Raw genomic sequence first — 24849 nt, forward strand, 5'->3', positions numbered from 1 at the left:
ACCGGTACAATTCGCGTGCCGGTTTTCGCGTGCGGACTGTTCTCTTCCATCGGGAAAATGCTAAACCGCCCCGAATTGGGGTTTCGTTAACCAAGGCAGACAGGGTTATTCATGCGAATCGCGATGATCGGCACGGGCTATGTGGGACTGGTGTCTGGAGCCTGCTTTGCGGATTTCGGTCACGACGTCACCTGCGTCGACAAGGACGAGAAGAAGATCGCTGCACTTCATCGCGGTGAGATCCCGATCTACGAGCCCGGGCTCGACGAGTTGGTCGCAGCGAATGTGAAAGCCAAGCGGCTGGAATTCACCACCGATCTGTCGAAGCCTGTCGCGGATGCCGACGCCGTGTTCATCGCGGTCGGCACGCCGTCGCGCCGTGGCGACGGTCATGCCGATCTTTCCTACGTCTACGCCGCCGCGCGCGAGATCGCGCAGTCACTCTCCGGATTTACCGTCGTGGTCACGAAGTCGACCGTTCCGGTCGGCACCGGCGATGAGGTCGAGCGCATCATTCGCGAGACCAACCCTGCGGCCGACGTCGTCGTCGCATCGAACCCCGAGTTCCTGCGCGAGGGCGCGGCGATCCGCGACTTCAAGTTTCCCGATCGCGTCGTCGTTGGTACCTCCGACGAGCGCGGCCGCAAGGTGATGGGCGACATCTATCGCCCGCTGTCGCTGAACCAGGCGCCGCTGATGTTCACGGAACGCCGCACCGCCGAGATGATCAAATACGCCGCGAACGCGTTCCTCGCGACCAAGATCACCTTCATTAACGAAATCGCCGACCTTTCCGAGAAAGTCGGCGCAAACGTGCAGGAGGTCGCGCGCGGCATTGGCCTGGACAACCGCATCGGCACTAAATTCCTGCACGCGGGTCCCGGCTTCGGCGGCTCCTGCTTCCCGAAGGACACCAAGGCGCTGATCAAGATCGCACAGGACTATGACGTATCCTTGCGGATCGTCGAATCCGTGCTGGCGGTCAACGAGAACCGCAAGCGCGCGATGGCGCGAAAAGTGAGCCAGGCGCTCGGCGGCTCGCTGCGCGGCAAGACCATCGCGGTGCTCGGCCTCACCTTCAAGCCCGACACCGACGACATGCGCGATGCGCCGTCGATCCCGCTGATCACCGGCCTGATCGACATGGGCGCGAAGGTCAAGGCCTTCGATCCCGTCGGCATGGAGCAGGCCAAGGGCGAGCTGCCCAGCATCATTTATTGCGAGGACGCCTATTCCTGCGCACAAGGCGCCGATGCGCTGGTGGTCGTCACTGAGTGGGTGCAGTTCCGCGGCCTCGATCTCGACCGGCTGAAGGCGACCATGGCGCAGCCCGTCGTCGTCGACCTCCGCAATATCTACAGCCCCGAGGACATGCGTGCGGCCGGCTTCGTCTATGAGAGCGTCGGCCGGCCGTCGGCGCAGGGCTGACAGCGACTCCTTGTTGTCATACCCCGCGAAGGCGGGGTATCCAGTACGCACAGATCTCCGTAATAATCGGAATCCGAGTTTACTGGATCGCCCACCCCAGTGCGCAATTGCGCACAAGGCGGGGGATGACGGACAAATGCCTCGCAGCTTCGACACGCCCCTCCCGATCGATGCCGTGCTCGACGACCTCTCGCGCACGCTGGAGGCGCATAACGCTGCCGTGCTGGTGGCGCCGCCGGGAGCCGGCAAGACCACGCGGGTGCCGCTGGCGCTGCTGGATGCGCCCTGGGTCAAGGGCAAGAAGATCATCGTGCTGGAGCCGCGGCGCATCGCGGCCCGTGCCAGCGCCGACCGCATGGCCAAATCGCTCGGCGAACGCACCGGCGAAACCGTTGGTTATCGCGTCCGGTTCGGCTCGAAGATCTCGCGGTCGACGCGCATCGAGGTGGTGACCGAAGGCATCTTCACCCGCCAGATCCTCCATGATCCCGAGCTTTCGGGTATTGCCGCAATCCTGTTCGACGAATTCCACGAGCGCTCGCTCGACGCCGACATGGGCCTCGCGCTGGCGCGCGACGCGCAAACCGGCCTGCGCGAGGATCTGCGTATCCTGGTGATGTCGGCCACGCTCGACGGTGCGCGTGTCGGAAAGCTTTTGGGCGAGGCGCCCGTCGTCGAGAGCGAGGGCCGCGCCTACCCGGTCGAGACGCGCTATCTCGGCCGCAAGGCGGATGCGCAGGTTGAACGGCAGATGGCGGATGCGATTGCCTCGGCACTGCGCGCCGATAGCGGTTCGGTGCTGGCATTTCTGCCAGGCGCCGCCGAAATTCGCCGCACTCAGAATTTCCTCAGCGAGCGCGTGCAGGATGCCAGCATCGAGATCGTGCCGTTGTTCGGCGCACTCGACGCCGCCGTGCAGGATCGCGCCATCTCGCCCGCGCCCAAGGGCATGCGCAAGGTGGTGCTGGCGACCTCGATCGCCGAGACTTCGCTCACCATTGAAGGCGTCCGCATTGTCGTCGATTCCGGCCTTGCCCGCGTGCCGCGCTACGAGCCGGATATCGGGCTGACGCGGCTCGAGACCGTGCGTGTCTCGCGCGCGGCGGCCGATCAGCGCCGCGGCCGTGCCGGCCGTACCGAGCCGGGCGTCTGCTATCGGCTCTGGGACGAGCCGCAGACGGCGTCGCTCGCGCCTTACACCCAGCCCGAAATCCTCAGCGCCGATCTGTCCTCGCTGGTGCTCGATCTCGCGCAATGGGGCGTCGCTGACCCCGCAGCATTGTCGTTCCTCGACCCACCGCCCGGACCGGCCTGGAAGGAAGCCAAAAGCCTGCTCACCGAGCTCAACGCGCTCGATGGCGACGGCCGTATCACCACTGAGGGCAAGAGTCTGCGCGCGCTTGCGCTGCCGCCGCGGCTTGCGCGTATGATCGTGGATTCGCATCGTGCGGGCGCCGGCGAAGCCGCCGCCGAAATTGCCGCCATCCTCACCGAGCGCGGGCTCGGCGGCGACAATGCCGATCTCGAGTACAGGCGCGACCAGTTCCGCCGCGACCGTTCGCCGCGGGCGGCGAGTGCGCGCGACCTGGCACGGCGCTGGGCCTCGCAGGTCGCGGCTTCAGAGAAAGCGGGGCAGCAGGACGATCTCTCGACCGGCCTGATGCTCGCCTATGCCTTTCCGGACCGCGTCGCCCGCAACCGCGGCAATGGCAGTTTTGTGCTCGCCAATGGCCGTGGCGCGGCCGTCGAGCAATCGTCGTCGCTTGCCCGCGTGCCCTATATTGCGATCGGCGAGATGACGGGGACGGCGGCCAGCGGACGCATCCTTCTCGCCGCGCCGATCACGCAGGACGACGTCGAGCTTCATTTCGCCGAGCATATCGAGGCCGTCGACGAGATTACCTTCGATCGTGGTGCAATGGCGCTGCGCGCGCGGCGAAAGCGCACGCTGCATGCGATCACATTATCCGAGGCCACCCTCGCCGTGTCGCCCTCGGACGCGACCGCGCGCATCTTCGCCGACGGACTGATCGCCGCGGGCCTCGACCGGCTGCCCTGGTCGAAGGCAGCAAAACAATGGCGCGGTCGCGTGATGTTCCTGCGCAAGGCCGAGGGCGACAGCTGGCCCGACCTCTCGGATGATGGATTGATCGCGCGGCGCGACGACTGGCTGGTGCCGGCGCTCTACGACAAGACCGCGCTGAAGGATATTTCCGCCGGCGATCTCTCCGACGCGCTGATGGCATTGCTGCCGTGGGAGATGCGCGCCCGGCTCGAGCGCGAGGCGCCGACGCATTTCGAGGCGCCGACCGGCACGGTGCTCGCGATCGACTATGAGGCGGAGCAGGGGCCGACCATCGCGGTGCGGCTCCAGGAATTGTTCGGCCTCAACACCCATCCGTCGATCGCGGCCGGCAAGGTGCCGCTGGTGCTGGAACTGCTGTCGCCCGCGCAGCGGCCGGTACAGGTGACGCGGGATCTCCCCGGGTTCTGGCGCGGCAGCTACAGTGCCGTGCGTTCCGACCTGCGCGGCCGCTATCCGCGCCATCCCTGGCCGGACGATCCAGCCAATGCACTCCCGACCCGGCGGGTGAAACCGCGCGGCACTTGAGACATCTCGAACGCGCATTAACCGTTCGCTCATCCTTTTCGGCAAAATGACACCGGCCCAGCCGCGGCTTCGCTCGCGAACGGGCGCGTCGCGTGGTCAAATCGTGCTTTCGGTTCCGAGTGGTGTCATGCGTAACATAATGATCTTCGCGGCCATCATGATCGGGCTCGGCACCTTCATGGCGCAGATGGCGGACAGGATGAGCTCCGCCTCTGCCACGTCAGCGCCGCGCACGACGATTGCGGTTGCGTCGACGGCGCCGGCCGGCGGGCGCAGCCTCGCCATTTCCCGCGATGGCCGTGGTCATTTCCAGGCGGACGGCCGCATCGATGGCCAGCGCATCGGTTTCATGATCGACACCGGCGCCTCGGTGGTCGCGCTGAACGAGACCTCGGCCGCTCGCTTCGGACTTCGCCCCTCGCGCAGCGAGTACAACGCCTCCGTCTCCACCGCCAACGGCACCATCAAGGCCGCGCGCGCCCGCATCGCAATGCTCGATGTCGGCGGCCTCATCGTGCGCGACGTCGATGCCATGGTGCTTCCGGACGAAGCGCTGTCGGAGAACCTGCTCGGCCTATCCTTCCTTTCCCGCCTGAAGCGTTTTGAATACGCCAACGGCCAGATGGTGCTGGAGCAGTAAGGGCCTTTCGGGGGCCGGATGAGGCCTCCCGCCGGCGCGAGCGGCGTGATATATTCCGGCCATGAACAGCCCCGATGCGATAGCCATCCTCGAAGGTCCGAGCCTGCTCTGCGCGAGCGGGGCGTTTTGCATGCCGCGTTGTTTGGTTCGGTGGCCCGGGGCGAAAATCACTCCGGCAGCGATGTTGATATCATGGTCGAGATCGATCCGAATGCGCGGATTACGGTCTTCGATTACGTCGAGCTGAAGGAATACATCACCAATCTGTTCGACGGGCCGGTTGATGTCGTCAACCGCGACAGCCTGAAGTCATACGTCGTCTCCGCCGCGACAGCTCATGCCGTCTATGCCTTCTGATCGCACCGACGGGACGCTTCGGGATATCCTGCATCACATCGATTTGGCGGTGGGGTTCGCCCTGGGTTTTGATCGCGACGTTTTCACGGCAGATCTGAAATCGGTGTACGCGGTCACCCGATGCCTCGAAATCATCTCGGAAGCATCACGACGCTGCCCGAAGATTTGAAAGCAATGCATCCGGCGATCGCATGGAAGCAGATGGCGGCCGCGGCAAATGTCTATCGTCACAATTATGAAGATGTCGCAGCTCATTTCGTGGGGGAGACCGTTCAACGGGCCCTCCCACCTCTGGGGGCGGTCGTCGAAGAGGAGATTGCGCGCCTCCGGGGTTAAGCGGTCTTTGCCAGATATGCTGATCTCTCCGTAGGCGAACGTTTCCCGTTGCCAAACTGCCGCAATTATCCGCCATAAGCCTTCATTCCCACCTTCCGCTGCGGCCTGGCATTCGCTAAGGCTGCATCAACTTCCGCCATTTTCGCGAGATCGTCTCAATGTTCCCCAAGCCGAAATCCGTGTTGCTGCCCAACACCTATGCCTTCGAATCCGAGCCGATGGTGAAGGCGACCGGCTTTCGCGAATACGACGCGCGCTGGCTGTTCCAGAAAGAAATCAACCTGATGGGGATCCAGGCGCTCGGCATGGGGCTGGGTGCGCTAATCACGGAGCTCGGCGTCAGCCAGGAGATCGTCACCGGTCATGATTTCCGCGGCTATTCGGCCTCGATCAAATACGCGCTGATCTCCGGCCTGATGGCGGCGGGCTGCAAGGTGCACGACATCGGGCTCGCGGTGACGCCGATGGCCTATTTCGCGCAGTTCGATCTCGACGTGCCCTGCTGCGCCATGGTCACCGCTTCGCACAACGACAATGGCTGGACTGGCGTGAAGATGGGCGCCAACCGTCCGCTGACGTTTGGTCCCGACGAGATGACGCGGCTGAAGGAGATCGTGCTCAACGCCGATTTCAAGAACAAGGCCGGCGGCTCCTACCAATTCCACGAGAACTATCCGGCGCGCTACATCGCCGATCTCACCAGTCGTCCGAAGCTGAAGCGCAAGCTCAAGGTCGTCGCGGCCTGCGGCAACGGCACGGCCGGCGCATTCGCGCCGCAGGTGCTGGAAGCGATCGGATGCGAGGTGATCCCGCTCGACACCGAGCTCGACCACACCTTCCCGAAATACAATCCGAACCCCGAAGACATGGAGATGCTGCACGCGATCCGCGACGCGGTGCTGCAGCACAAGGCCGATGTCGGCCTCGGCTTCGACGGCGACGGCGATCGCTGCGGCGTTGTCGACAACACCGGCGAAGAGATCTTTGCCGACAAGGTCGGCGTGATGCTGGCGCGCGACATGTCCGCGATCCACAAGGACGCGCAATTCGTCGTCGACGTGAAGTCGACCGGCCTGTTCGTCACCGATCCGGTGTTGCAGAAGCAGGGTGCGAAAGTCGCCTATTGGAAGACCGGCCATTCCTACATGAAGCGCCGCACCCACGAGATGGGCGCGCTCGCGGGCTTCGAGAAGTCGGGCCACTTCTTCTTCAACAAGCCGTATGGCCGCGGCTACGACGACGGCCTGGTCTCCGCGATCGCGATCTGCGACATGCTCGACCGCGCGCCGGGCAAGTCGATGGCCGATCTGAAGGACGCGCTGCCGAAAACCTGGTCGTCGCCGACGATGTCGCCGCATTGCGCCGATGAAGTGAAATACGGCGTCATCGACAAGGTGGTGAAGCACTTTGAGGACTTGCACGCGAAGGGCGTCAAGATCGGCGGCCAATCGATCCGCGATCTCGTCACCGTCAACGGCGTGCGCGTCACCGTCGAGGACGGCAGTTGGGGCCTGGTGCGCGCCTCCTCCAACAAGCCCGAGCTCGTCGTGGTGGTCGAGAGCCCGGTGTCGGAGCAGCGCATGCACGACATGTTCGAGATGGTGAATAGCGTGCTGCGCACCCATCCCGAAGTCGGCGAGTACAACCAGAAGATCTGATGGCCCATGCGCTCCGTGAACGGAGCGCGGTCAGGCGCGGGCGGCGGTCTAAGCCGTCCGCAGCCAGCCCAGGAAGCCGTCGACCTCGGTCTTGAGGCGCTCGGACTGCGATGACAGTCCGGCGGCGGCTTCGTGCATCTTCGAGGCGGCCGCGCCCGCCTGATCCGATGCCTTGCTGACGCCGGAAATGCTGTCGTTCACTTCGCGGGTGCCAGTCGCGGCCTCTTGCAGGCTGCCGGCGATCTCGCGCGTTGCCAGCCCCTGTTGATCGACGGCGGTCGAGATTTGGCCGGAGATTTCGTCGATCTCGGCGATGGTCGCGCCGATCGCCTGGATGGCGTTGACGGCCTCGCTGGTCGCGCCCTGAATGCTCTGGATCTGCGCCGAGATTTCCTCGGTCGCCTTTGCGGTCTGGTTCGCCAGCGCCTTGACTTCGCTTGCGACCACCGCGAATCCCCTGCCATGTTCGCCGGCGCGGGCCGCCTCGATGGTGGCGTTGAGGGCCAGCAGATTGGTCTGGCTCGCGATGTTCTGGATGAGGGTGACGACCTCGCCGATCTTCTGCGTGCCGCTGGCAAGACCCTCGACAACCTGATTGGTGCGGCGTGCTTCGTTGGCTGCCTTGGCTGCGATCTCGGCGGAGCGCGCGACCTGCTGCGTGATGCTGCCGACCGACGCGGTCAGCTCCTCGGTCGCGGCGGCAACTGTCTCGACATTGCTCGAAGCCCGGTTCGAGGCCGCGGCCGCGGCCGTTGTCTGGCGCGCGGTGTCCGCGTTGTTGCTGCTCATCGACGACGACAGTTTTTGCACCTCGCCGGCGGCGATCGCCACCGCCTCGACGATGCCGCCGATGCTGCGTTCGAAATTGGTCGCGACCCGCTGCTTGGCGGCCTCGCGATCCTGCTTGGCACGCTGCTCGACCTCGCCGCGTTCCTGGTTGGCGCGCGCTTCCGCCGCCATCGCAGTTTGGGCTTCGGCCGTCTTCACCGCCGTGGTTTCGAACAGCTCCTGCAGCTTGTGGGCCAGCGCGATCAGCACGCCGGCCTCGATCAGCAGAATCACAGCGTGAAGCGCGACGCGGCCGAGATCGGAACCGCCGGGATAGATCGCCGCGGGCAGCAGGAAGTTCAGTGCGAGGTGATGCAGCGCGACCGCAGCGGTTGCCGCGACCAGCGGCCGGTAGTCGCAATAGGCGACGAGGCAGGCCAGCGCCGCGAAGAAATACATGTGCATGTCGATCTGCCAGGGACGTCCTTCCAACTGCCAGGTGAACATCGACACGCCGCTCATCAGGACGACCGCGAACACGAGGCGCGTGGAGAGCCCGTTGCCCGACAGCCGCCACGACAAGGTCGCGGCCAGTGCGAAAGCCGCCATGAAGAGGGCCGGGATCAGCCAGCCCTTGCCGAGCGCCAGTGCGATCGTGATGCTGATCGGCACGTGCAGCCAGAACACTGCGACGAGGATCTTGCTGGTGGTCTGGCGCAGTGCTTCCAGTCCGTCGTTTTCGACACTCATGTCATCATCCCCAGAACTATCTGCCAAAGCATGCTGAAACCGCTTGCGCGTCCATGACGAACCAGGCGCCCGCCTGATGCAGGCGGGACAGTCCGTCATGGTCATCCGGGCGGACGACGAGAAGGGTGGCAAAGGCCGTACCCCGTACGATGGCCGCCTCGGCTGCTCCCACAGCTTCAAAAGCCTGCTGCGAGCTCCACCATGGCGGGAATGCAACTGCGACGACTGTCGTACCCGGACGAACCTGTAAGGTGAGGATAGCGAGCACGATCCAGCCTGCGAGCAGCAACGCTGCCGCATTCACCCAGGCAGGCCACCGCCGAGGCAGAATCGCCGTCTCCCCATCCATGCTGCGAAGGTAGGCGTGCGAAGCTAATTCCCGGTAAACGCTTCCTTACCGAGATACCGAGCGACGTGAGAGTCGTGGCAATATGAGATCAGCGGCGTTTCCGCCGCTGATCTCAATCAGATGAAGTTGAGCCGAGAAGAACTTTAAGCCGCCACCACGGCCGGGATCGGCAGCGCCGTGACCGACTTGATCTTCTCCATCGCGAAGCGCGAGGTGACGTTCTTCAGCGGCACCGCGCTGATCAGCTTCTTGTAGAATATGTCATAGGCCTGCATGTCCGCGACCACGACGCGCAGCATGTAGTCGACGTCGCCGGCCATGCGATAGAATTCCATCACCTCGGGCATGGCGCTGACGGCCTCGGCGAACTTCTTGAGCCAGGCGTCGGAATGGTCGGAGCTCTCCACCGACACGAACACGGAGATGCCGAGCCCGATCTTGTTCTGGTCGACGAGCGCCACCCGCTTGATGATCACGCCGTCGGCCTCCAGGCGCTGGATGCGCTTCCAGCAGGGGGTGGAGGACAGCCCGACGCGGTCGCCGATTTCGGCGACGGACAGGGAGGCATCGTCCTGGAGCACCATCAGAATCTTGCGGTCGATGGCGTCGAGGCGGCGGCTGGTCTCTGGGAGTTGGACAGCGAGGTCAGTCATCTGAAGAACTTTGTTCCATTATGAGGGCTGGTTTCCCTCATATAGAGAAAAATCTTCTATCGCAAGTCTATAATCTCGGCTGTCGGCTTAGGCTGGATCCTGGGTGCCTGCGTAAAAACTCTTCCACTTCAATACGTTGCGGTGCAGACATGCCGCCGCCATGGCGGGTGCATTTCAGCGCTGCGGCGGCCGCGGCGAATCGCAGCGCCTCCCGGATGTCGGCGGCCTCGCTGAGGCGAAGCGTGAAGGCGGCCTGAAAGGCATCCCCGGCACCGAGCGTATCAACCGCCTGGATTGGAAAGGCCGGCATCTCCTCGAGCGCGCCGGCTTCGTTCAGCCAGATCGTGCCGCGCGGGCCGCGGGTGGCGGCGAGGAAGGCCGGCGTCAGCCCGGCCAGGTGCTTCAACGCCTCGCCATCGTCAGCAATGCCCGCGGTCTCCTGCACCTGGTCGCTGGAGAACAGCAGATGCGAGGCGGCCGTGAGCAGGCCGTCAGTGAGTGCCATCGCGCGGTCGACGCCGACGATGACGGCAATGCCGCGTCGGCGCGCTTCGGCGCAGAGATCGATGCAGAACGAGGCGCAGCGGCTCTCGACGAGGACAGCCTGACAATCGGCCAGCAGTTCGTCGGCATCCGGCAGCTTCACGTCCCACAGAGCGGGATCGCGATAGATGGTGAGGGTTCGCTCGCCGGAGGGCTCGATCATGATCGCCGAGACCGGCGTCATCAGTCCCGGCATGCGCACGATATGCGTGGTCTCGATGCCCTCGGTGGCCATCCGATCGAGAATGAAACGGCTCGACGTCTCCAGCGCGTCGCCCATGGGACCTGCGAATGCCGCGCGGCCGCCGAGCCGCGCAATGGCAATCGCGGCATTGAGCGCGTTGCCGCCGCAGCTCTCGGCGAGATGGCTGGCGTTGGCCTTGCTGCCGCGCTCGGGCACGGCCTCGACGCGAAAGGTCAGGTCGCGCACGGGAATGCCGATGCAGAGGATACGCGGCGCGATCCCTGATTCAGCCATCGGCGGTCTCAGCTCTTGTCGTGCACCCAGCGGCCGAGCAGATGATGCGCGATGGCGAAAGGATGCGGACCGGCGAGCCCGTCGGGATGGGTCCGCGTCAGCATCAGGGCCGCCTCCTCGCGCGTAAACCAGCGCGCGTCTTCAAGCTCGGAGTGGTCGACGACGATGTCCTCGTTCAGCGCCCGCGCACTGCAACCGATCATCAGCGATGACGGATAGGGCCAGGGCTGGGTCATGTAATACTGCACGTCGGTGCAGCTTATGCCGGACTCTTCGAGGATCTCGCGGCGCACCGCATCCTCGATCGTTTCGGCAGCCTCGACGAAGCCGGCGAGGCAGGAATACATGCCCGGCGGAAACTGCTTCTGGCGGCCGAGCAGGCATTTTTCGCCGGACGCCACCAGCATGATCACGACCGGATCGGTGCGCGGAAAATGCTCGGCCTTGCAAGCAGGGCATTCGCGTTTCCAGCCGCCTTCCTTCATCGCGCTGCGCGTGCCGCAATTGGCGCAATAGCCGTGGCGCTGGTGCCAACCCACCATCGACTTCGCCATCGCGATCGCCGAGAGCTCTTGCGGTGGGATCGCGCCCTGCATCGCCATGCCGCGCAGCTCGGTGACGGTGTAGTCCTCGCGCCCGATCAGCTTCTCGGCAGCGGCCTGCGGCATCCCCATGCCGAAAATCGCGGCGCCATCGCGCAGGCCCAGAAAGATCGTGCCGGGATTGGCGCCGCACTTCACTGCCTCGTCGATCGACAGCAGTGCGCGCGCTTTCTCGCCCTCGCGCTTCACCAGCAGAGAGTCGCGATAGACGACATAGGCGCGCGATGACGGCTTCTGCTCCATCGCGAACAGCTTTTCATCATCGCGGCGCAAATGCGCCGCGCGGTCGAGGACGTCGGTGACGAAGGCTGGTTGCCCCAGCGGAAACGAGTCGAATGCTGACATTTCTTGTTCTTTCAACCCAACCAGATTTTTCGGCGAAGCGCGCTGATGAAATTCTGCACCTCGGTGGCGTCGTGCGCCAACGGCTTCATCACGCCCCAGACCGGCCGCGGCCAGGCGGCGTCACTGGTGCGGCGCGCGATGATATGGACGTGAAGCTGCGGCACGAGGTTGCCGAGCGCCGCGATGTTGAGCTTGTCGCATTGGGTGATTTCCTTCAGCGCGCGCGAGACGCGGGAGATCTCGGTCATCAGCTGCGCCTGCTGGACTTCGTCGAGATCGATGATCTCGACCGCATCGGAGCGTCGCGGCACCAGCAGCAGCCACGGATAATGCGCGTCCTTGATAACCAGCACCTTCGACAGCGGCAAATCGCCGATGTCGATGGTGTCCTCTTTCAGGCGGGAGTGCAGCGACCAGGCGGGATCAGACATGAAGGTTTCCGGATGGCCCGATGGGGGCGGGCTTGGCGGGGCGGAACCCCTGAATATTTGGCCCGACCATACGATACCGATTCCGATAGGGGAAGGATCGGGGCCGCAGGGGCCGCATGCTCTGTTGTCGTCTCGGCCCAGTGCGCAATTGCGCACTAGGTGTGGTCTTTCAGGAGGTTGTCCATCTGGTCTGAACCGAGGAAGCTGAGGTTGCGAAGCTTCAGTGTTCCAAGGAGAGACCAGATGAACGTCCACAAGAATGCGCCTTTGACACCCAAAGGTCGAGAGGCGATGGTTCGAAGCGTGGTGGAGGGCGGGCTGAGCCAGGCCGACGCAGCTGACCTGTTCAACACGACACCGAAGACCGTCGCCAAGTGGGTCAAGCGCTTCCGCGCAGAAGGTGTGGAAGGGTTGCGTGATCGCTCCTCCAGACCCCATTCATCGCCGAGCCAAACCCCGCCAGCCACGTGCACGGTCATCGAGGCCTTGCGCCGGCAGCGCCACACCGGGAAGCAGATCGCAGCCGAGGTCGAGGTGTCGCCGGCCACCGTCAGCCGTGTCCTGCGCCGTTTGGGCTTGAACCGGATACGGGATCTGCAGCCGGCCGAGCCGGAACGCCGCTACGAGCGCGAGACCCCGGGCGAGATCATTCACATCGACATCAAAAAGCTCGGGCGTTTCCAGCGTGTCGGCCACCGCATCACCGGCGATCCGAGTGGTCCGAACAAGAGCCGCGGCGCCGGCTGGGATTTCGTCCACGTCTGCATTGACGACCATTCCCGCGTCGCCTTCTCCGAGATCAAGCCTGACGAGACGGCGGACAGCGCTGTTCCCTTTCTCAAGGCAGCTGTGGCCTATTACAAAAGCCTCGGCGTCACCGTTACGCGCGTCATGACCGACAATGGCAGTTGCTATCAGTCCTTCGCCTTCCGCGATGCTTGCGGGGACCTGGGCATCAAGCACATCCGCACCAAGCCTTACACGCCGAGAACAAACGGCAAGGCCGAGCGCTTCATCCAGACCGCACTTCGGGAATGGGCTTACGCCAAAGCGTATCCAACATCAGATCGGCGCGCCCAACAGCTGCCGATCTGGCTGCACCAATACAACTGGCACCGACCCCACGGTGGTATAAAATCTCAAACGCCGATCAGCAGGCTCGGTTTGACCGGGGACAACCTCTTGAGGCTCCACAACTAGGCCGGGACGACAGCGAATTGGCGGCGGTCGTCTACCCCTCCGCCAACACCCGCGCATTGGCGCGAACTGAGGCCTCACTCACGCGAATGCCAAGGCCGGGACCGTCGGGCACAACGACATGGCCGCCGCGGTTGGCGACGCGCTCTTCGAGCACGTCCTCGGTCAAGACATGATGCGGCATGTAGAATTCGCAGCCCAGCGAGATGCCCGGCGTCGCCGCGATCAGCTGGGTGCCGGCGGCGAGGCCGATGCCGCCCTCCCACAGCGTGCCGCCATAGCCGGGCAGGCCGGCGATGTCGGCGATCGCCATGATCGCCTGCGCCTCGAACAGGCCACCTGCCTTCATCAGCTTGATCGAGACCGCGTCGGCCGCCTCGCGCCGCACGACTTCCATCATGTCGCGGCGATCAAAACAGCTTTCGTCGGCGAGCACTGGCGTTTCCAGCGCGGCGGTGAGCTGTGCCATCACGTCGAGATATTTGCGCGGCACCGGCTGCTCGATGAAGGTCGGCGAAAACTGCTCGACGTCGCGCAAAATCTTGATGGCGCGGAACGGCGCCAGCGCCTGGTTGTAGTCGACGCGCAGATCGACCTTGTCGCCGAACTCTTTGCGGATCGCCTCGAGGTGGTCGAGGTCCTCGCGATGCGGCTTCACGCCGGTCTTGACCTTGTAGATGACGTTGCCGTCCGGAACCATTTTCCGCATGCGCTCGAGGTCGGCGGCAAAATCCGGATCGGCGATCGAGAACGAGAGTGGGATGGTGTCGCGCACGCGGCCGCCGAGCAGGTCAGCGACCGAAAGCCCCGACGATTTGCCGACGATGTCGAGCAGCGCCATCTCGATCGCGACCTTGGCCTCGGCATGTCCGACCAGCGCGCGATCGAGCTCGGCCATCAGCGCGCGGATGCGGCGCACCGGTTTGCCGAGCACGATCGGCCGCAGATAGATGTCGAGCGCAGAAAAGGCTGCTTCCGGCGTCCCCGTGAACACCTCCCAGGGCGCAGCTTCACCCCAGCCGATCACGCCGTCGCTCGCCGTGAGCTCGACCAGCACGCGCTTCACCGTGCCCTTGACGTTGCCGACACCCTGGAGGCGCGCCATCTTGATCGGGCTTTCGATCAGGAACAGTCGAAGCCGCTCAATGGTCGCTTCGGTCATGTCAGGCCTCCATTGACGTGCCAGACCTGGCCCGTGACGTAAGATGCTTTCGCTGACGCCAGGAAGGCGATGATGTCGGCCACTTCCTCCGGCCGTCCGCGACGGCGCATCGGGATCAGGGCTTCCGTTGCCGCAATCTGCTCAGGCGACAGCCTGCTCTCGCTCGGCTTGTCCTTGATGATGAGGCCCGGCGCAACCGCGTTGACGGTGATTCCATCCCTGGCGAGCTCGACCGCGGTGAGGCGCACCAGCGCCTCCAGCGCGGCTCGGCTCGCAGCGGTTGCCGCGAAGGGCGCGAATTCCGGCCGGATCGCATGTGCCACGAATGACGATACCGCCACGATCCGCGCGTCGCGCCCGGCGCGCAGCAGTGGAAGCGCGGCGTCAACCAGCCGTGTGAAGGCCAGCGCCGACTCGTCCATCGCCTGCCGGAATTGGTCCGCCGGCGTGCCGATGGCACTGCCGCGGCGGGCGTGGCCGCCAACCAGGATCAATCCGTCGAGGCGACCGAATGCCTTTTGTGTCGCGGCGACGGCATCAAGGATCGCTGCTTCCTCGGCAAGATCGCCGAGGCACTTTGCCACCACAGCGCCTTGCGCTTCGGCCTCTGCCGCGGTGGCGTCGAGACCGACCGCATTCGAGCGGGTGTGCAGCAACAGCGCGGTGCCGGGAGCTGCGAGCAATTTTGCGGTGGCGCGGCCGATGCCGCTGGCGGCGCCGGTGACGAGATAGACACGATCGATATCAGGCATCACGGTGCTGCGTTGGCCGGCGGCAATGCGCCGGTGCGGTGGAAATGGCTGAGGAAGGCGCGCGTCGCGGCTTCCTGCGGATTGTCGATCACCTGCCGCGCCGCGCCTTCCTCGACGACGACACCGTCGCGCATGAAGATGAGGCGGTCGGCGACCTCGCGGGCAAACGCAATCTCGTGGGTCACGATCACCATGGTCATGCCCTCGGACGCGAGCCGTTGGATCACGGCGAGCACCTCGCCGACGAGCTCAGGATCGAGCGCCGAAGTCGCCTCGTCGAACAGCATCACGTCCGGCTCCATGGCCAGCGCGCGCGCGATCGCGACGCGCTGCTTCTGCCCCCCGGAAAGCGTCGCCGGATATTGGTCGGCCTTCTCCGCAAGCCCGACTTTTGCGAGCTGCGCGCGCGCGAGCTTCTCGGCGTCCGCCTTGGCCATCCGCCGCACCGTGACCGGCCCCTCCATCACGTTCTGGAGCGTTGTCATGTGCGGGAACAGGTTGAAATGCTGGAACACCATGCCGGTGGTGGCGCGGAATTTTGCCAGCGTCTTCACGTCCGGCAGCTTCGCGCCCTCGCCGAACGCAAAGCGCGTGTCGCCGACACGGACGCTGCCGCCGTCGGGCTCCACGAGGAGATTGATGCAGCGGAGCAGCGTCGACTTGCCGGAGCCGGATGGGCCGATCAGCGCCACAACGCCGCCCTTGGCGACGTCGAGGCTGATGTTCTTCAGGACTTCGTTGCTGCCAAAACTCTTGCGCAGGCCGCGGATCTCGATTTTTGACGTGTCGCTCATTCGCCGACCGCCAGTCGCTTTTCGCCGCGCCGCGCGAGGATGGTCAGGGGAATCAGGATCGCCGCATAGGCGACCGCGACGGCCGTGTAGGTCTCGAGCGGCCGGTAGCTGTCATGCGCGGCGACCTGGCTCTGATAGACCAGATCAGGCACCGCCAGCACCGAGACCAGCGAGGTGTTCTTGAACTGGATGATCGACTGGTTCATCAGCGCCGGGATCATGCGCTTGATCGCCTGCGGGAGCACGATACGCCGCATCGCCTGGCCCGGCGTCATGCCGAGCGCGGCGCCGGCTTCGGACTGGCCGCGGTCGATCGAGATGATGCCGCCGCGGATGATCTCCGAATAGAACGAGCCGCCATAGAGCGAGAGCGCCAGTGCCGAGGCCGTGATCGGCGTCATTTCGACGCCGGCCAGGATCGGCAGCGCGTAATAGAACCAGATCAGCTGCACCAGGATCGGCGTGCAGCGGAACGCCTCGATGAAGGTGAGGGCGAGCAGGCGCACCGCTCTAAAACGGGACAGGCTGCCGAACGCGCCGAACAGACCGAACACCAGTCCGAGCACGACGATGACCACAGTGAAGCCGACGGTGACGCCAAGGCCGTTGAGAAAGAGCCAGCGATAGCTCCAGAGGATGCCGAAGTCCCACTGATACATGCGTGTTTTACTCGTACCCGATGTCAGTTCCGAAGCTCGTCGTCATGCCCGGGCGTAGCCGTCCGAAGGACGGCGTCGCTTCCGCTCGCCTATGTCCCGGGCATCCACGTTCTTGATGCCGCAGGTCAGACGTGGATGGCCGGGACAAGCCCGGCCATGACGGTGCGGATACTTCAAGCGCTCATCACACCTTACAGCGAAACGCCCGGCGGAATGTCGGCTTCCGTCACGCCCACTAGCTCCATGTTGGTGATGATCGCGTTGCGGATGAAGCCGAGGCCCTTGTTGAAGTCGATCCAGGTGTTGACGTAGTCGCGAAACGTTTTGTCGTTCTCGCGGCGGAAGCCGGCATTCGACGTGGTGGCGAAGATCGGCGTCGGCAGCACGAACTGGCCGAGCGAGGGGTTCTTCTTCAGCACCGTCAGCGACAGCATGGTAATCAGGCACTGCGCGTCGACGCGGCCGGTCTGGAGCGCGGCGGTGGCGTCGTCGGCGGTCTTCAGGCGCGAGATCTGCGCCTTCGGCGTCAGTCGGCTGACGACCTGGTCGTGCGACGAGCCCTGGTCGACGGCGATCTTGACGTCGGGCGAGTTCAGCTCGGCCCAGCTCTTCGGCTTGAAGTCCTTCTTGCAGAGAATGCCGAAGGCGTTGTTGAACACGGGCACCGAGAAATCGACCACCAGCGCGCGCTTCGGGGTCGGGTTGAGGCCGAAGAAGATGTCGATCTTGTTGGCCTGGAGATCGAGTACCGAATTGCCCCAGGTGGTTTCGGTGATGTCGAGCTCGGCTTCCATGTCGTCGGCAAGCGCCTTGGCGATGTCGACGTAAAAGCCCTTCCACTGGCCGCTGGCGAGGTCCTTCATGTAATAGGGCGCGCCGCCGCCGACCGCGCCGATCCGCATCTTCTTGGTGCGGCGGATGCGGGCAAAGGTTGATTCGTTGGTATCCGCTGCGGTCTGGGCCACGGCCGGGGCGGCCAGTGCGGCCGCAGTCATCGCGCCAAGTCCGACAATCGATGCGACATCACGACGTGTAACCATTTTGAGGGATCGCTTTTCTGGTTGGATAAAGGTGGTGGCTCGCGCGAAGAACTCGCCCATCAGTCGACGTCGGCCGGCTGAAAAATGCTCTGGATCGGATTTTCGCGCGCCCTTTGTTTCGGTTCTGGCAGGATTTCATAGAAAGGCGCTGGCGGGCGGGCCGTGTCAAGACTCGAATGCCTCAAGGATGTGCGGGGCCTCGAAGATAGGCACGGAGCCTATCGGCTTGACGCATTCAGAGGCGAATGTCCGCGTCTGCGCGTTGCGGCAGGAGTGCCGCGGCGATCCGCCAGGGACCACCGAGCGGTCGACTCGAGGTATTTCGCGAGGAAATTGAGAGGCTTCGGTGGCTCGCTCTAAGAATGCGAACGATCGCCCGTGGCCTCCGGAGCGAAGGCAGCCGACGCCGGCGCGTCAGGCGAACGGCACGATACAGCGCCGTTCGCCGATCGACCGATCCTATTTCGCGGACTTGGTGCGGACAGTTGCAAGTCGTGTCAGCGCTTCGCGGACGCCAGCGCCGTAGGCAGGATCGGCCTTGGTGCAGTTGGCAAGGTGACGTTCCTGGATATGGACCGCGGCCCCGCCGACGCCGCGCGCCGTGTTGTCGAACAAGGCTTGCCGCTGCGCCGCGTTCATCTTGCGGAACAAGTCGCCCGGCTGCTGGTAGTGGTCGTCGTCGACACGATGATCCCAATGCGCGGCCGCGCCGTCGATCTCGAGCGGGGGCTCGTTGAGGTCCGGCTGGTCCGCCCATTCGCCGCGGCTGTTCGGGAAATAGGTCGGAGTTCTGCCCAGATTGCCGTCCGTCCGCATTGCGCCATCGCGGTGGTAGCTGTGATACGGACATTTCGGCGCATTGACCGGGATCAGATGATGGTTGACGCCGAGGCGGTAGCGCGCTGCATCCCCGTAGGAGAACAGCCGTGCCTGCAGCATTTTGTCGGGCGAGAAGCCGATACCCGGTATGACATGGGCGGGCGAGAAGGATGCCTGTTCGACCTCGGCGAAGACATTTTCCGGATTGCGGTTCAGCTCGAAATAGCCGACCTCGACCAGTGGAAACTCCGCCTTCGGCCAGATCTTGGTCAGGTCGAACGGGTTGAAGGCAAGCGCCTTGGCCTGATCGTCGGTCATGATCTGCACGAGCAGTGTCCAACGCGGGAAATCGCCACGCTCGATGCTCTCGAACAGATCGCGCTGGTGGGTCTCGCGATCCTTGCCGACCAGGGATTCTGCTTCGGCATCGCTCAGGTTTTCAATTCCCTGCTGCGTGCGGAAGTGAAACTTCACCCAGGTCCGTTCGTTGGCGGCGTTGATGAAGCTGTAGGTGTGGCTTCCGAAGCCGTGCATGTGGCGATAGCTTTGCGGAATGCCACGCTCGCTCATGACGATGGTGACCTGGTGCAACGCTTCCGGCAACAGGGTCCAGAAATCCCAGTTGTTGTCGGCGCTGCGCATTCCGGTGCGAGGGTCGCGCTTGATCGCGTGATTGAGATCGGGGAACCGCAACGGATCGCGAAAGAAGAACACCGGGGTGTTGTTGCCCACCATGTCCCAGTTGCCTTCCTCGGTGTAGAACTTCAGTGCGAAGCCGCGGATGTCCCGCTCGGCGTCGGCGGCGCCACGCTCGCCGGCGACTGTCGAGAAGCGCGCGAACATCGGCGTCTGCTTCCCGACCTCGGAGAATATCTTCGCTTTGGTGTGGTGCGTGATGTCGTGGGTCACGGTGAAGGTGCCGAAGGCGCCGGATCCCTTGGCGTGCATGCGTCGCTCGGGAATGACTTCCCGGTCGAAATGCGCAAGCTTCTCGATCAACCAGATATCCTGTAGCAGCGCCGGCCCGCGGCGACCTGCGGTCATGATGTTGAGGTTATCGCTGACCGGAGCGCCGGTGGCGTGGGTGAGATAAGGGGGCTTGTCACTCATGTGGGTAATCCTGATCGATCATTTGCGGGATGAGGGCGGCTGGAATCCGGGCGAAGCGGTTCAGCTATGCCAATGGGAATTGCGGATGACGCTGCAGAAATTGCCGCGATGGAAATGCGGCTCCTTGTCGGCGATCACGTCGGCCTTGACGTTGCCGAACGTCGTATCCGGCCGATGCTTGATGCCGTCGTAGAACGCCTGGATGATGTCTTCCTTGAAGCGTGGCGTTCGCGGAAACGCGTGCACGACCGCGTCGCGTTCAGCGTCGGAATATTCCTTGTAGGTGAGGCCGAGAACGTCCATCTCGACGCCCGCGGTCACCAGGGCCACGACCGGATGCATGTGTTGGGGAATGCTTGGCGTAGTGTGCAGCGCGATCGCGGTCCAGACCGTGGTGGCGTCCTGTTCGGAGATGCCATGGCTGCGCAGGAAATCGCGCGCGGCGTGCGCGCCATCGACCTCGAACCGCTCGTGCTTGCTGCCGTGGCCCGGCATCAGGCCGATGTCGTGAAACATGGCGCCGGCATAAAGCAGCTCGCGGTCGAAGTTCAGCCCGCGGCGGATGCCGGCCAGCGCACCGAAATGGTAGACGCGGCTGGAATGGTTGAAGAGCAGCTCTGTCTCGCTGTCGCGGATATATTCGGTAATGGCGCGCGCCAGTCTGCCATCGGGGACGGCGGCGCCTTCGGTGATTTTCGGCATGACGTTCTCCTGAATTATCGGATGGCTGCCACGCTAAATTCCTGCTATCGCGTCTGCAATTAACGTAACACGTCTAGAACGGACAAAATGGGACCGAGGCGGACATGGGTGCTCATCCGAAACCAAGAACGGTCGTGATCGTGGCGCTGCCAGGGGTGCAGCTTCTCGACGTCGCGGGACCTCTGGACGTGTTCGCAGAAGCGAATGTGCAGGCCGGCCATACGGCCTATGTGCTGTTCGTGGCGGGGGCGGCGCCGGGACCGATCCGCAGCTCCTCGGGCGTCCGGCTGATGCCCGACCGGATCATCGACCGCGACTTCCAGGAGCCCATCGACACGCTGCTCGTCGCGGGATGTCCGAACGCGGCTGACGTGCCGGCGGACGGCGCGGTGGTCGATTGGCTTCGCCGCCGTGCCGCGAGGACCCGTCGCTTCGGCTCGGTGTGCAGCGGGGCTTTCTTCCTTGCGGCCGCGGGTCTGCTCGACGGCAGGCGGGTCACCACGCATTGGGCGCTAGCGGACCGGCTCGCTGAAAGATTTCCCTCGGTGACCGTGGAAGCGGATGCGCTCTATGTGACTGACGGCAAGCTACGCACGGCGGCAGGCGTGACGGCGGGGCTCGATCTGTCGCTTGCGCTCGTGGAGGAAGATCTCGGGCGCGAGATTGCGATGAGGGTCGCCAGCCAACTCGTGATGTTCTTCAAGCGCCCGGGCGGGCAGATGCAGTTCACCCGCAAGGGCGAGGCGGTCCCCGCCGGCCGCGCCGCGCTCCAGGAGCTGCAGCGTTGGGTTGCCGCCAACCCCGGGCTGGATCATAGCGTTGCGAGTCTGGCCAAGCGCATGGAGCTGAGCGCGCGGCATTTTGCGCGGCTGTTCAGGGCCGAAGTCGGCATCACGCCTGCGACCTGGGTCGAGGAGGCGCGCGTCAATGCTGCAAGGCGGCTGCTTGAGCTTGGCCATGACGCGCCCAAGCAAGTCGCGACCCATTGTGGTTTCGCCGACGCAGATACCTTGCGGCGTGCCTTCGCCCGCCACGTCGGGGTGACACCCGCGGAATATCGCAAGCGGTTCGCGCACATCGCGGAGGTTCCAAAGCACCTGTCCTGACCGGTTTCATGCGGCCTGATTCGGCGCATGGATGCTTCCGCCGGCCATGCGGTATCCCGTGGATCCCCGCTTGCTTTCCCGCCCTTTTGGCCCCAAATAGAGACCGGGAGATTGGCGGTGGACGAGCCACTCGCCAACCGGGTCAGGTCCGGAAGGAAGCAGCCCTAACGAGGTCCGGATCGGGTCGCTCGTCAGTCTCCTACTTGTTTTTTCGAGCGAATTGCGCCGGCGGCTTGAGCCGCCAGCGCGCTCCTTTCCGCAAAAGCCGGTGAGAGACATTTCATTGCGGATCGACCGATGACCGACGCTGGCGCCCCTCCCAATTCCGATAGCGCCAGCCAGGCTGGCTTTGCGCTCGGCGCCCAGCCCGGCACCCCCTATCGGGTGCTGGCACGCAAATACCGCCCTTCCTCTTTCGACGATCTGATCGGCCAGGAGGCCGTGGTCCGCACCGTCTCAAATGCGTTCGAGACCGGGCGCATTCCGCAAGCCTGGATCCTCACCGGCGTCCGCGGCGTCGGCAAGACCACCACTGCGCGTATCCTCGCCCGTGCGCTCAACTACGAGATGCCGGACGGATCGGTGAAGGGCCCGACCGTCCACATGCCGACGCTAGGTGTGCATTGCCAGGCGATCATGGAAAGCCGGCACATGGACGTGCTGGAGATGGACGCGGCGTCGCACACCGGCGTCGACGACGTCCGCCAGATCAATGACAGCGTGCGCTACGCGCCGGCCAGCGCGCGCTACAAGGTCTACATCATCGACGAAGTCCACATGCTGTCGACGGCGGCGTTCAACGCCTTCCTGAAGACGCTTGAGGAACCGCCGGAGCACGCCAAATTCGTGTTCGCGACGACGGAGATTCGGAAAGTTCCGGTGACCGTGCTGTCGCGCTGCCAGCGTTTTGACCTCCGCCGCGTCGAGGCCGACGTGCTGATGAAGCACCTCGCCAGCATTGCTGGGAAGGAAAACGTCGAGATCGGACCGGAGGCGCTCGGCATCATCGCGCGCGCTGCGGAGGGCTCCGTGCGCGACTCACTGTCGTTGCTCGACCAGGCGATCGCGCATGCGGCAGGCACCGTGAAGGCCGATGCCGTCCGGCAGATGCTCGGCCTCGCCGATCGCACCCGTGTGATCGATCTCTTCGATTCGCTCGCGCGCGGCGACATTGCGGCTGCCTTCAAGGAATTTCGCGACCAGTACGATGTTGGCGCCGATCCCATCGTCGTGCTTTCGGATCTCGCCGAATTCGTCAACTTCGTCACCCGCGTGAAAATCGTGCCGGCGACCGCCGACAATGTCGCCTATGGCGAGACCGAACGCGTGCGCGCGCGCGAGTTTGCTTCGAAAATCTCGATGCGCGTGCTGTCGCGGATGTGGCAGATGCTGCTCAAGGGCATCACCGAGGTGCAGGCCGCGACGCGTCCCGCGGCGGCCGCCGAGATGGTGCTGGTGCGCATCGCCTATGTCGCCGACCTGCCGACACCAGACGAAGCCATCAAAATGCTGGAGCAGAACGGCGGCGGCTCGCCGGTCGTGAGCGGCGGCAGTGCTGTGCGCAGCGCGCCGGCAGCACCAGTTGCCTCCGCGGCGCCCGTTCGTATGCCGACTTCATCGCCGTCATCGTTCGGCGGCGGTGCCCGTCCGCAGATGGCGGCGCCCGCGCCGGACCCGCAAGCTGCTGCCCCCGCGCTACGCATCACGAGCTTTACCCAGCTGGTCGCGCTCGCCGGCCAGAAGCGCGACCTCCTGACGAAGGGCGCGCTCGAAGGCGACATGCGCCTCGTTCGTTTCGAGGAAGGCCGGCTCGAGGTCGCGCTCGAGCCCAATGCCGCCAAGACCATGATCTCCGAACTCGCCCGCAAGTTCGAGCTCTGGACCGGTCGGCGCTGGACCGTGATCGTCTCCAACGAGCAGGGCCAGCCGACGCTGCGCTCGGTCAACCAGGCCGCCAAGCAGGAGCATGCGCGCAGCGCCGAGGCCGATCCGCGCGTGCAGGAGGTGCTGTCGCGTTTTCCGGGTGCGAAGGTCGTCGAGGTCCGCAGGCTTGCCCCCGAGACGCCGGAATCCAATATTAACGCAGACTATGGCAGTGACGATCCGCCCGACGGTTCCGACGGCGACGACGATCTCTGAGCCAGTTTTGAGGACAAGCACCCATGGCTGATTTTCTCGGCATGATGAAGCAGGCGGCGCAGCTGCAATCCAAGATGCAGGCGATGCAGGACGAGCTCGCCAATGTCGAGGTCGAAGGCATCTCCGGCGGCGGCCTCGTCGCCGTGCGCATGACCGCGAAGATGGACGTGAAGAGCGTGACGATCGATCCCTCGCTGATGAAGCCGGAAGAGTGCGAGGTGCTTCAGGACCTGCTGGTTACCGCCTTCGGTGACGCCCGCCGCAAGGCGGAGACGGCGATGCAGGAGAAGATGCAATCGCTCACCGGCGGGCTCGGCCTGCCGCCGGGGCTGTTCGGCCAATAATATGGGCGCGGTTGCAGGTCCTGAAATCGAGCGGCTGGTCCAGCTTCTCGCGCGGCTGCCGGGCCTCGGTCCGCGCTCCGCGCGGCGCGCGGCCTTGCATCTGATCAAGAAGCGCGAAGCGCTGATGATGCCGCTGTCCTCGGCCATGCAAGTGGCTCTCGAAAAGGTCCAGGTCTGCAAGACTTGCGGCAACATCGACACGCAAAATCCCTGCACGGTCTGCATCGATCCGAAGCGCGATCCATCCATCATCGTGGTCGTGGCTGATGTCGCCGACCTCTGGGCGCTGGAGCGGGCCAATGCGACGCATGGGCGCTACCACGTGCTCGGTGCGACCTTGTCGCCGCTCGACGGTGTCGGTCCGCAGGACCTCACCATCGACGCGCTGGTCGCCCGTGCGCATGCCGCCGAGGTGCACGAAGTCATCCTGGCGCTGAATGCGACGGTCGACGGCCAGACCACGGCGCATTACATCACCGACCTGCTCCAGGACGCCAACGTAAAAGTAACCCGTCTGGCTCATGGTGTGCCGGTCGGTGGCGAGCTTGATTATCTCGATGAAGGGACGCTATCGGCCGCGATGCGGCAGCGGACCCTGTTCTAGCAATCCAGACTTTACGGAACGGATGACATGACGAAACGATTCGCCAAACGGCTGGCTTTGGTCGCGATGATGATGAGTGTGGTGACCCCGGCCGTCTCCGCGCAGCAGGACGGCGAGGCAATGCCGCCGTCGAAGCCCGGCAAGCCGATCAACACCGGCGAGGTGCTGTCGGGCGAGCTGACCGCATTGAAAGTGCGCGACGTCAAGAACGTCGGCAAGCGGATCGCGACCTACCAGATCACCTCCGAGCCGCGCCGCCTGCCGGCGCCGAGCGGGCTGTGCAATCTCGAGACCGGCCCTGAGACCTTCCAGCTCGTCACCTCCAGCGACGCGCAGGCCACGCAGTTGAAGTCGTTCGTCGGCAAGGAAATCTCGGTCAAGGTCGACGAGGTCGCCTGCGCCAGCGATCCCGGCCAGATGAGCGAAGCCGTGGTCACGAAGTGGAGCTTGGTCAGGAAGCAGTAGGGAGAGC

Annotated in this window: 23 protein-coding genes, 1 other RNA gene and 1 pseudogene; 13 read left to right on the top strand and 12 right to left on the bottom strand. The window is 64.4% G+C overall.

All coding sequences use genetic code 11. The features are described from left to right. Positions 1-111: 111 nt before the first annotated feature. From ACPPVR_RS04905 to ACPPVR_RS04930, 6 genes and pseudogenes are all read left to right on the top strand, one after another. Positions 112-1428, top strand: a complete 1317-nt coding sequence (locus ACPPVR_RS04905; RefSeq protein ID WP_426613135.1) for a UDP-glucose dehydrogenase family protein — start codon at positions 112-114, stop codon at positions 1426-1428. A 136-nt stretch (positions 1429-1564) separates the two neighbouring features. Then, a complete protein-coding gene (gene hrpB / locus ACPPVR_RS04910) occupies positions 1565-4039 on the top strand; it encodes an ATP-dependent helicase HrpB (RefSeq protein ID WP_426613136.1) in 2475 nt (824 codons plus the stop codon). Between the two features lie 127 nt (positions 4040-4166). After that, positions 4167-4679 (top strand): TIGR02281 family clan AA aspartic protease, encoded by a 513-nt coding sequence (locus ACPPVR_RS04915; RefSeq protein ID WP_426613137.1) that lies wholly within the window; start codon positions 4167-4169, stop codon positions 4677-4679. Between the two features lie 18 nt (positions 4680-4697). After that, entirely contained in the window at positions 4698-5036 is a 339-nt protein-coding gene (locus ACPPVR_RS04920) for a nucleotidyltransferase family protein (protein WP_426613138.1), read from the top strand. Then, positions 5026-5372, top strand: a pseudogene (locus ACPPVR_RS04925) (HepT-like ribonuclease domain-containing protein). Before ACPPVR_RS04920 ends, ACPPVR_RS04925 begins: the two are co-directional and overlap by 11 nt. A gap of 158 nt (positions 5373-5530) precedes the next feature. Beyond that, a complete protein-coding gene (locus ACPPVR_RS04930) occupies positions 5531-7030 on the top strand; it encodes a phosphomannomutase/phosphoglucomutase (protein WP_426613139.1) in 1500 nt (499 codons plus the stop codon). Positions 7031-7078: 48 nt separating this feature from the next. On the opposite strand, the gene ACPPVR_RS04935 is transcribed toward ACPPVR_RS04930, so the two are convergent. The 5 genes from ACPPVR_RS04935 to ACPPVR_RS04955 all read right to left on the bottom strand — a co-directional run bounded on the left by ACPPVR_RS04935 (position 7079) and on the right by ACPPVR_RS04955 (position 11949). Then, positions 7079-8548 carry a methyl-accepting chemotaxis protein gene (locus tag ACPPVR_RS04935; protein ID WP_426613140.1) on the bottom strand — a complete coding sequence of 490 codons (1470 nt, stop codon included), beginning with the start codon at positions 8546-8548 and terminating at the stop codon, positions 7079-7081. A 492-nt stretch (positions 8549-9040) separates the two neighbouring features. Continuing rightward, positions 9041-9550 (bottom strand): Lrp/AsnC family transcriptional regulator, encoded by a 510-nt coding sequence (locus tag ACPPVR_RS04940; RefSeq protein ID WP_426613141.1) that lies wholly within the window; start codon positions 9548-9550, stop codon positions 9041-9043. 67 nt (positions 9551-9617) lie between these two features. After that, positions 9618-10571 carry a sugar kinase gene (locus tag ACPPVR_RS04945; protein ID WP_426613142.1) on the bottom strand — a complete coding sequence of 318 codons (954 nt, stop codon included), beginning with the start codon at positions 10569-10571 and terminating at the stop codon, positions 9618-9620. 8 nt (positions 10572-10579) lie between these two features. Next, complete coding sequence (nudC, locus tag ACPPVR_RS04950) at positions 10580-11518, bottom strand: NAD(+) diphosphatase (protein WP_426613143.1); 939 nt, start codon at positions 11516-11518, stop codon at positions 10580-10582. Between the two features lie 11 nt (positions 11519-11529). Next, entirely contained in the window at positions 11530-11949 is a 420-nt protein-coding gene (locus tag ACPPVR_RS04955; RefSeq protein WP_045001672.1) for an HIT domain-containing protein, read from the bottom strand. 243 nt (positions 11950-12192) lie between these two features. Here ACPPVR_RS04955 and ACPPVR_RS04960 point away from each other — a divergent pair, with 243 nt between their 5' ends. Next, positions 12193-13149, top strand: coding sequence for an IS481 family transposase (locus ACPPVR_RS04960; RefSeq protein WP_426616334.1), 957 nt, complete (start codon positions 12193-12195; stop codon positions 13147-13149). Between the two features lie 31 nt (positions 13150-13180). On the opposite strand, the gene ACPPVR_RS04965 is transcribed toward ACPPVR_RS04960, so the two are convergent. From ACPPVR_RS04965 to ACPPVR_RS04995, 7 genes are all read right to left on the bottom strand, one after another. Continuing rightward, positions 13181-14308 (bottom strand): muconate cycloisomerase family protein, encoded by a 1128-nt coding sequence (locus ACPPVR_RS04965; protein WP_426613144.1) that lies wholly within the window; start codon positions 14306-14308, stop codon positions 13181-13183. Continuing rightward, on the bottom strand, positions 14305-15060 hold the full coding sequence (locus ACPPVR_RS04970) for an SDR family NAD(P)-dependent oxidoreductase (protein WP_426613145.1): 756 nt from the start codon (positions 15058-15060) through the stop codon (positions 14305-14307). Before ACPPVR_RS04970 ends, ACPPVR_RS04965 begins: the two co-directional genes overlap by 4 nt. Continuing rightward, the gene (locus ACPPVR_RS04975) at positions 15060-15854 is read right to left on the bottom strand and encodes an amino acid ABC transporter ATP-binding protein (protein WP_426613146.1); all 795 of its coding nucleotides are present in this window, start codon (positions 15852-15854) and stop codon (positions 15060-15062) included. Before ACPPVR_RS04975 ends, ACPPVR_RS04970 begins: the two co-directional genes overlap by 1 nt. Beyond that, positions 15851-16513, bottom strand: a complete 663-nt coding sequence (locus ACPPVR_RS04980) for an amino acid ABC transporter permease (RefSeq protein ID WP_426613147.1) — start codon at positions 16511-16513, stop codon at positions 15851-15853. The genes ACPPVR_RS04975 and ACPPVR_RS04980 overlap by 4 nt, the downstream gene beginning before the upstream one ends. Before the next feature lie 191 nt (positions 16514-16704). Beyond that, on the bottom strand, positions 16705-17553 hold the full coding sequence (locus ACPPVR_RS04985; RefSeq protein ID WP_426613148.1) for a transporter substrate-binding domain-containing protein: 849 nt from the start codon (positions 17551-17553) through the stop codon (positions 16705-16707). Between the two features lie 459 nt (positions 17554-18012). After that, positions 18013-19482 carry a catalase gene (locus tag ACPPVR_RS04990; protein WP_426613149.1) on the bottom strand — a complete coding sequence of 490 codons (1470 nt, stop codon included), beginning with the start codon at positions 19480-19482 and terminating at the stop codon, positions 18013-18015. A 60-nt stretch (positions 19483-19542) separates the two neighbouring features. Continuing rightward, positions 19543-20184, bottom strand: coding sequence for an HD domain-containing protein (locus tag ACPPVR_RS04995; RefSeq protein ID WP_426613150.1), 642 nt, complete (start codon positions 20182-20184; stop codon positions 19543-19545). Between the two features lie 104 nt (positions 20185-20288). On the opposite strand from ACPPVR_RS04995, the gene ACPPVR_RS05000 reads away from it, so the two are divergent. The 6 genes from ACPPVR_RS05000 (at position 20289) to ACPPVR_RS05025 (ending at position 24842) form a co-directional block, all read left to right on the top strand. Beyond that, positions 20289-21290, top strand: a complete 1002-nt coding sequence (locus tag ACPPVR_RS05000; RefSeq protein WP_426613151.1) for a GlxA family transcriptional regulator — start codon at positions 20289-20291, stop codon at positions 21288-21290. A gap of 106 nt (positions 21291-21396) precedes the next feature. Beyond that, an RNA gene (gene ffs, locus ACPPVR_RS05005) (signal recognition particle sRNA small type) lies at positions 21397-21493 on the top strand. A gap of 94 nt (positions 21494-21587) precedes the next feature. Further along, the gene (locus tag ACPPVR_RS05010) at positions 21588-23429 is read left to right on the top strand and encodes a DNA polymerase III subunit gamma/tau (protein WP_426613152.1); all 1842 of its coding nucleotides are present in this window, start codon (positions 21588-21590) and stop codon (positions 23427-23429) included. 23 nt (positions 23430-23452) lie between these two features. Beyond that, positions 23453-23773 carry a YbaB/EbfC family nucleoid-associated protein gene (locus ACPPVR_RS05015; protein WP_426613153.1) on the top strand — a complete coding sequence of 107 codons (321 nt, stop codon included), beginning with the start codon at positions 23453-23455 and terminating at the stop codon, positions 23771-23773. A 1-nt stretch (position 23774) separates the two neighbouring features. Next, positions 23775-24377, top strand: a complete 603-nt coding sequence (gene recR, locus ACPPVR_RS05020; RefSeq protein WP_426613154.1) for a recombination mediator RecR — start codon at positions 23775-23777, stop codon at positions 24375-24377. A gap of 27 nt (positions 24378-24404) precedes the next feature. Then, positions 24405-24842 carry a hypothetical protein gene (locus ACPPVR_RS05025; protein WP_426613155.1) on the top strand — a complete coding sequence of 146 codons (438 nt, stop codon included), beginning with the start codon at positions 24405-24407 and terminating at the stop codon, positions 24840-24842. The last annotated feature ends 7 nt before the right edge of the window (positions 24843-24849 follow it).

Origin of the sequence: Bradyrhizobium sp. McL0616 (assembly GCF_049993385.1) — a bacterium.
Taxonomy (GTDB): domain Bacteria; phylum Pseudomonadota; class Alphaproteobacteria; order Rhizobiales; family Xanthobacteraceae; genus Bradyrhizobium.

Bases quoted from the DNA above. Each gene is read 5' to 3' on its own strand.
- ACPPVR_RS04960 (WP_426616334.1), top strand. From the start codon at position 12,193: ATGAACGTCCACAAGAATGCGCCTTTGACACCCAAAGGTCGAGAGGCG.
- ACPPVR_RS04985 (WP_426613148.1), bottom strand. From the start codon at position 17,553: ATGGTTACACGTCGTGATGTCGCATCGATTGTCGGACTTGGCGCGATG.
- ACPPVR_RS04915 (WP_426613137.1), top strand. From the start codon at position 4,167: ATGCGTAACATAATGATCTTCGCGGCCATCATGATCGGGCTCGGCACC.
- ACPPVR_RS05015 (WP_426613153.1), top strand. From the start codon at position 23,453: ATGGCTGATTTTCTCGGCATGATGAAGCAGGCGGCGCAGCTGCAATCC.
- nudC (WP_426613143.1), bottom strand. From the start codon at position 11,518: ATGTCAGCATTCGACTCGTTTCCGCTGGGGCAACCAGCCTTCGTCACC.
- ACPPVR_RS04975 (WP_426613146.1), bottom strand. From the start codon at position 15,854: ATGAGCGACACGTCAAAAATCGAGATCCGCGGCCTGCGCAAGAGTTTT.
- ACPPVR_RS04940 (WP_426613141.1), bottom strand. From the start codon at position 9,550: ATGACTGACCTCGCTGTCCAACTCCCAGAGACCAGCCGCCGCCTCGAC.
- ACPPVR_RS04935 (WP_426613140.1), bottom strand. From the start codon at position 8,548: ATGAGTGTCGAAAACGACGGACTGGAAGCACTGCGCCAGACCACCAGC.
- ACPPVR_RS05025 (WP_426613155.1), top strand. From the start codon at position 24,405: ATGACGAAACGATTCGCCAAACGGCTGGCTTTGGTCGCGATGATGATG.
- ACPPVR_RS04970 (WP_426613145.1), bottom strand. From the start codon at position 15,060: ATGCCTGATATCGATCGTGTCTATCTCGTCACCGGCGCCGCCAGCGGC.
- ACPPVR_RS04980 (WP_426613147.1), bottom strand. From the start codon at position 16,513: ATGTATCAGTGGGACTTCGGCATCCTCTGGAGCTATCGCTGGCTCTTT.
- ACPPVR_RS05010 (WP_426613152.1), top strand. From the start codon at position 21,588: ATGACCGACGCTGGCGCCCCTCCCAATTCCGATAGCGCCAGCCAGGCT.
- ACPPVR_RS04920 (WP_426613138.1), top strand. From the start codon at position 4,698: ATGAGGCCTCCCGCCGGCGCGAGCGGCGTGATATATTCCGGCCATGAA.
- ACPPVR_RS05000 (WP_426613151.1), top strand. From the start codon at position 20,289: ATGGGTGCTCATCCGAAACCAAGAACGGTCGTGATCGTGGCGCTGCCA.
- ACPPVR_RS04990 (WP_426613149.1), bottom strand. From the start codon at position 19,482: ATGAGTGACAAGCCCCCTTATCTCACCCACGCCACCGGCGCTCCGGTC.
- ACPPVR_RS04965 (WP_426613144.1), bottom strand. From the start codon at position 14,308: ATGACCGAAGCGACCATTGAGCGGCTTCGACTGTTCCTGATCGAAAGC.
- ACPPVR_RS04945 (WP_426613142.1), bottom strand. From the start codon at position 10,571: ATGGCTGAATCAGGGATCGCGCCGCGTATCCTCTGCATCGGCATTCCC.
- ACPPVR_RS04905 (WP_426613135.1), top strand. From the start codon at position 112: ATGCGAATCGCGATGATCGGCACGGGCTATGTGGGACTGGTGTCTGGA.
- ACPPVR_RS04930 (WP_426613139.1), top strand. From the start codon at position 5,531: ATGTTCCCCAAGCCGAAATCCGTGTTGCTGCCCAACACCTATGCCTTC.
- ACPPVR_RS04995 (WP_426613150.1), bottom strand. From the start codon at position 20,184: ATGCCGAAAATCACCGAAGGCGCCGCCGTCCCCGATGGCAGACTGGCG.
- hrpB (WP_426613136.1), top strand. From the start codon at position 1,565: ATGCCTCGCAGCTTCGACACGCCCCTCCCGATCGATGCCGTGCTCGAC.
- recR (WP_426613154.1), top strand. From the start codon at position 23,775: ATGGGCGCGGTTGCAGGTCCTGAAATCGAGCGGCTGGTCCAGCTTCTC.
- ACPPVR_RS04955 (WP_045001672.1), bottom strand. From the start codon at position 11,949: ATGTCTGATCCCGCCTGGTCGCTGCACTCCCGCCTGAAAGAGGACACC.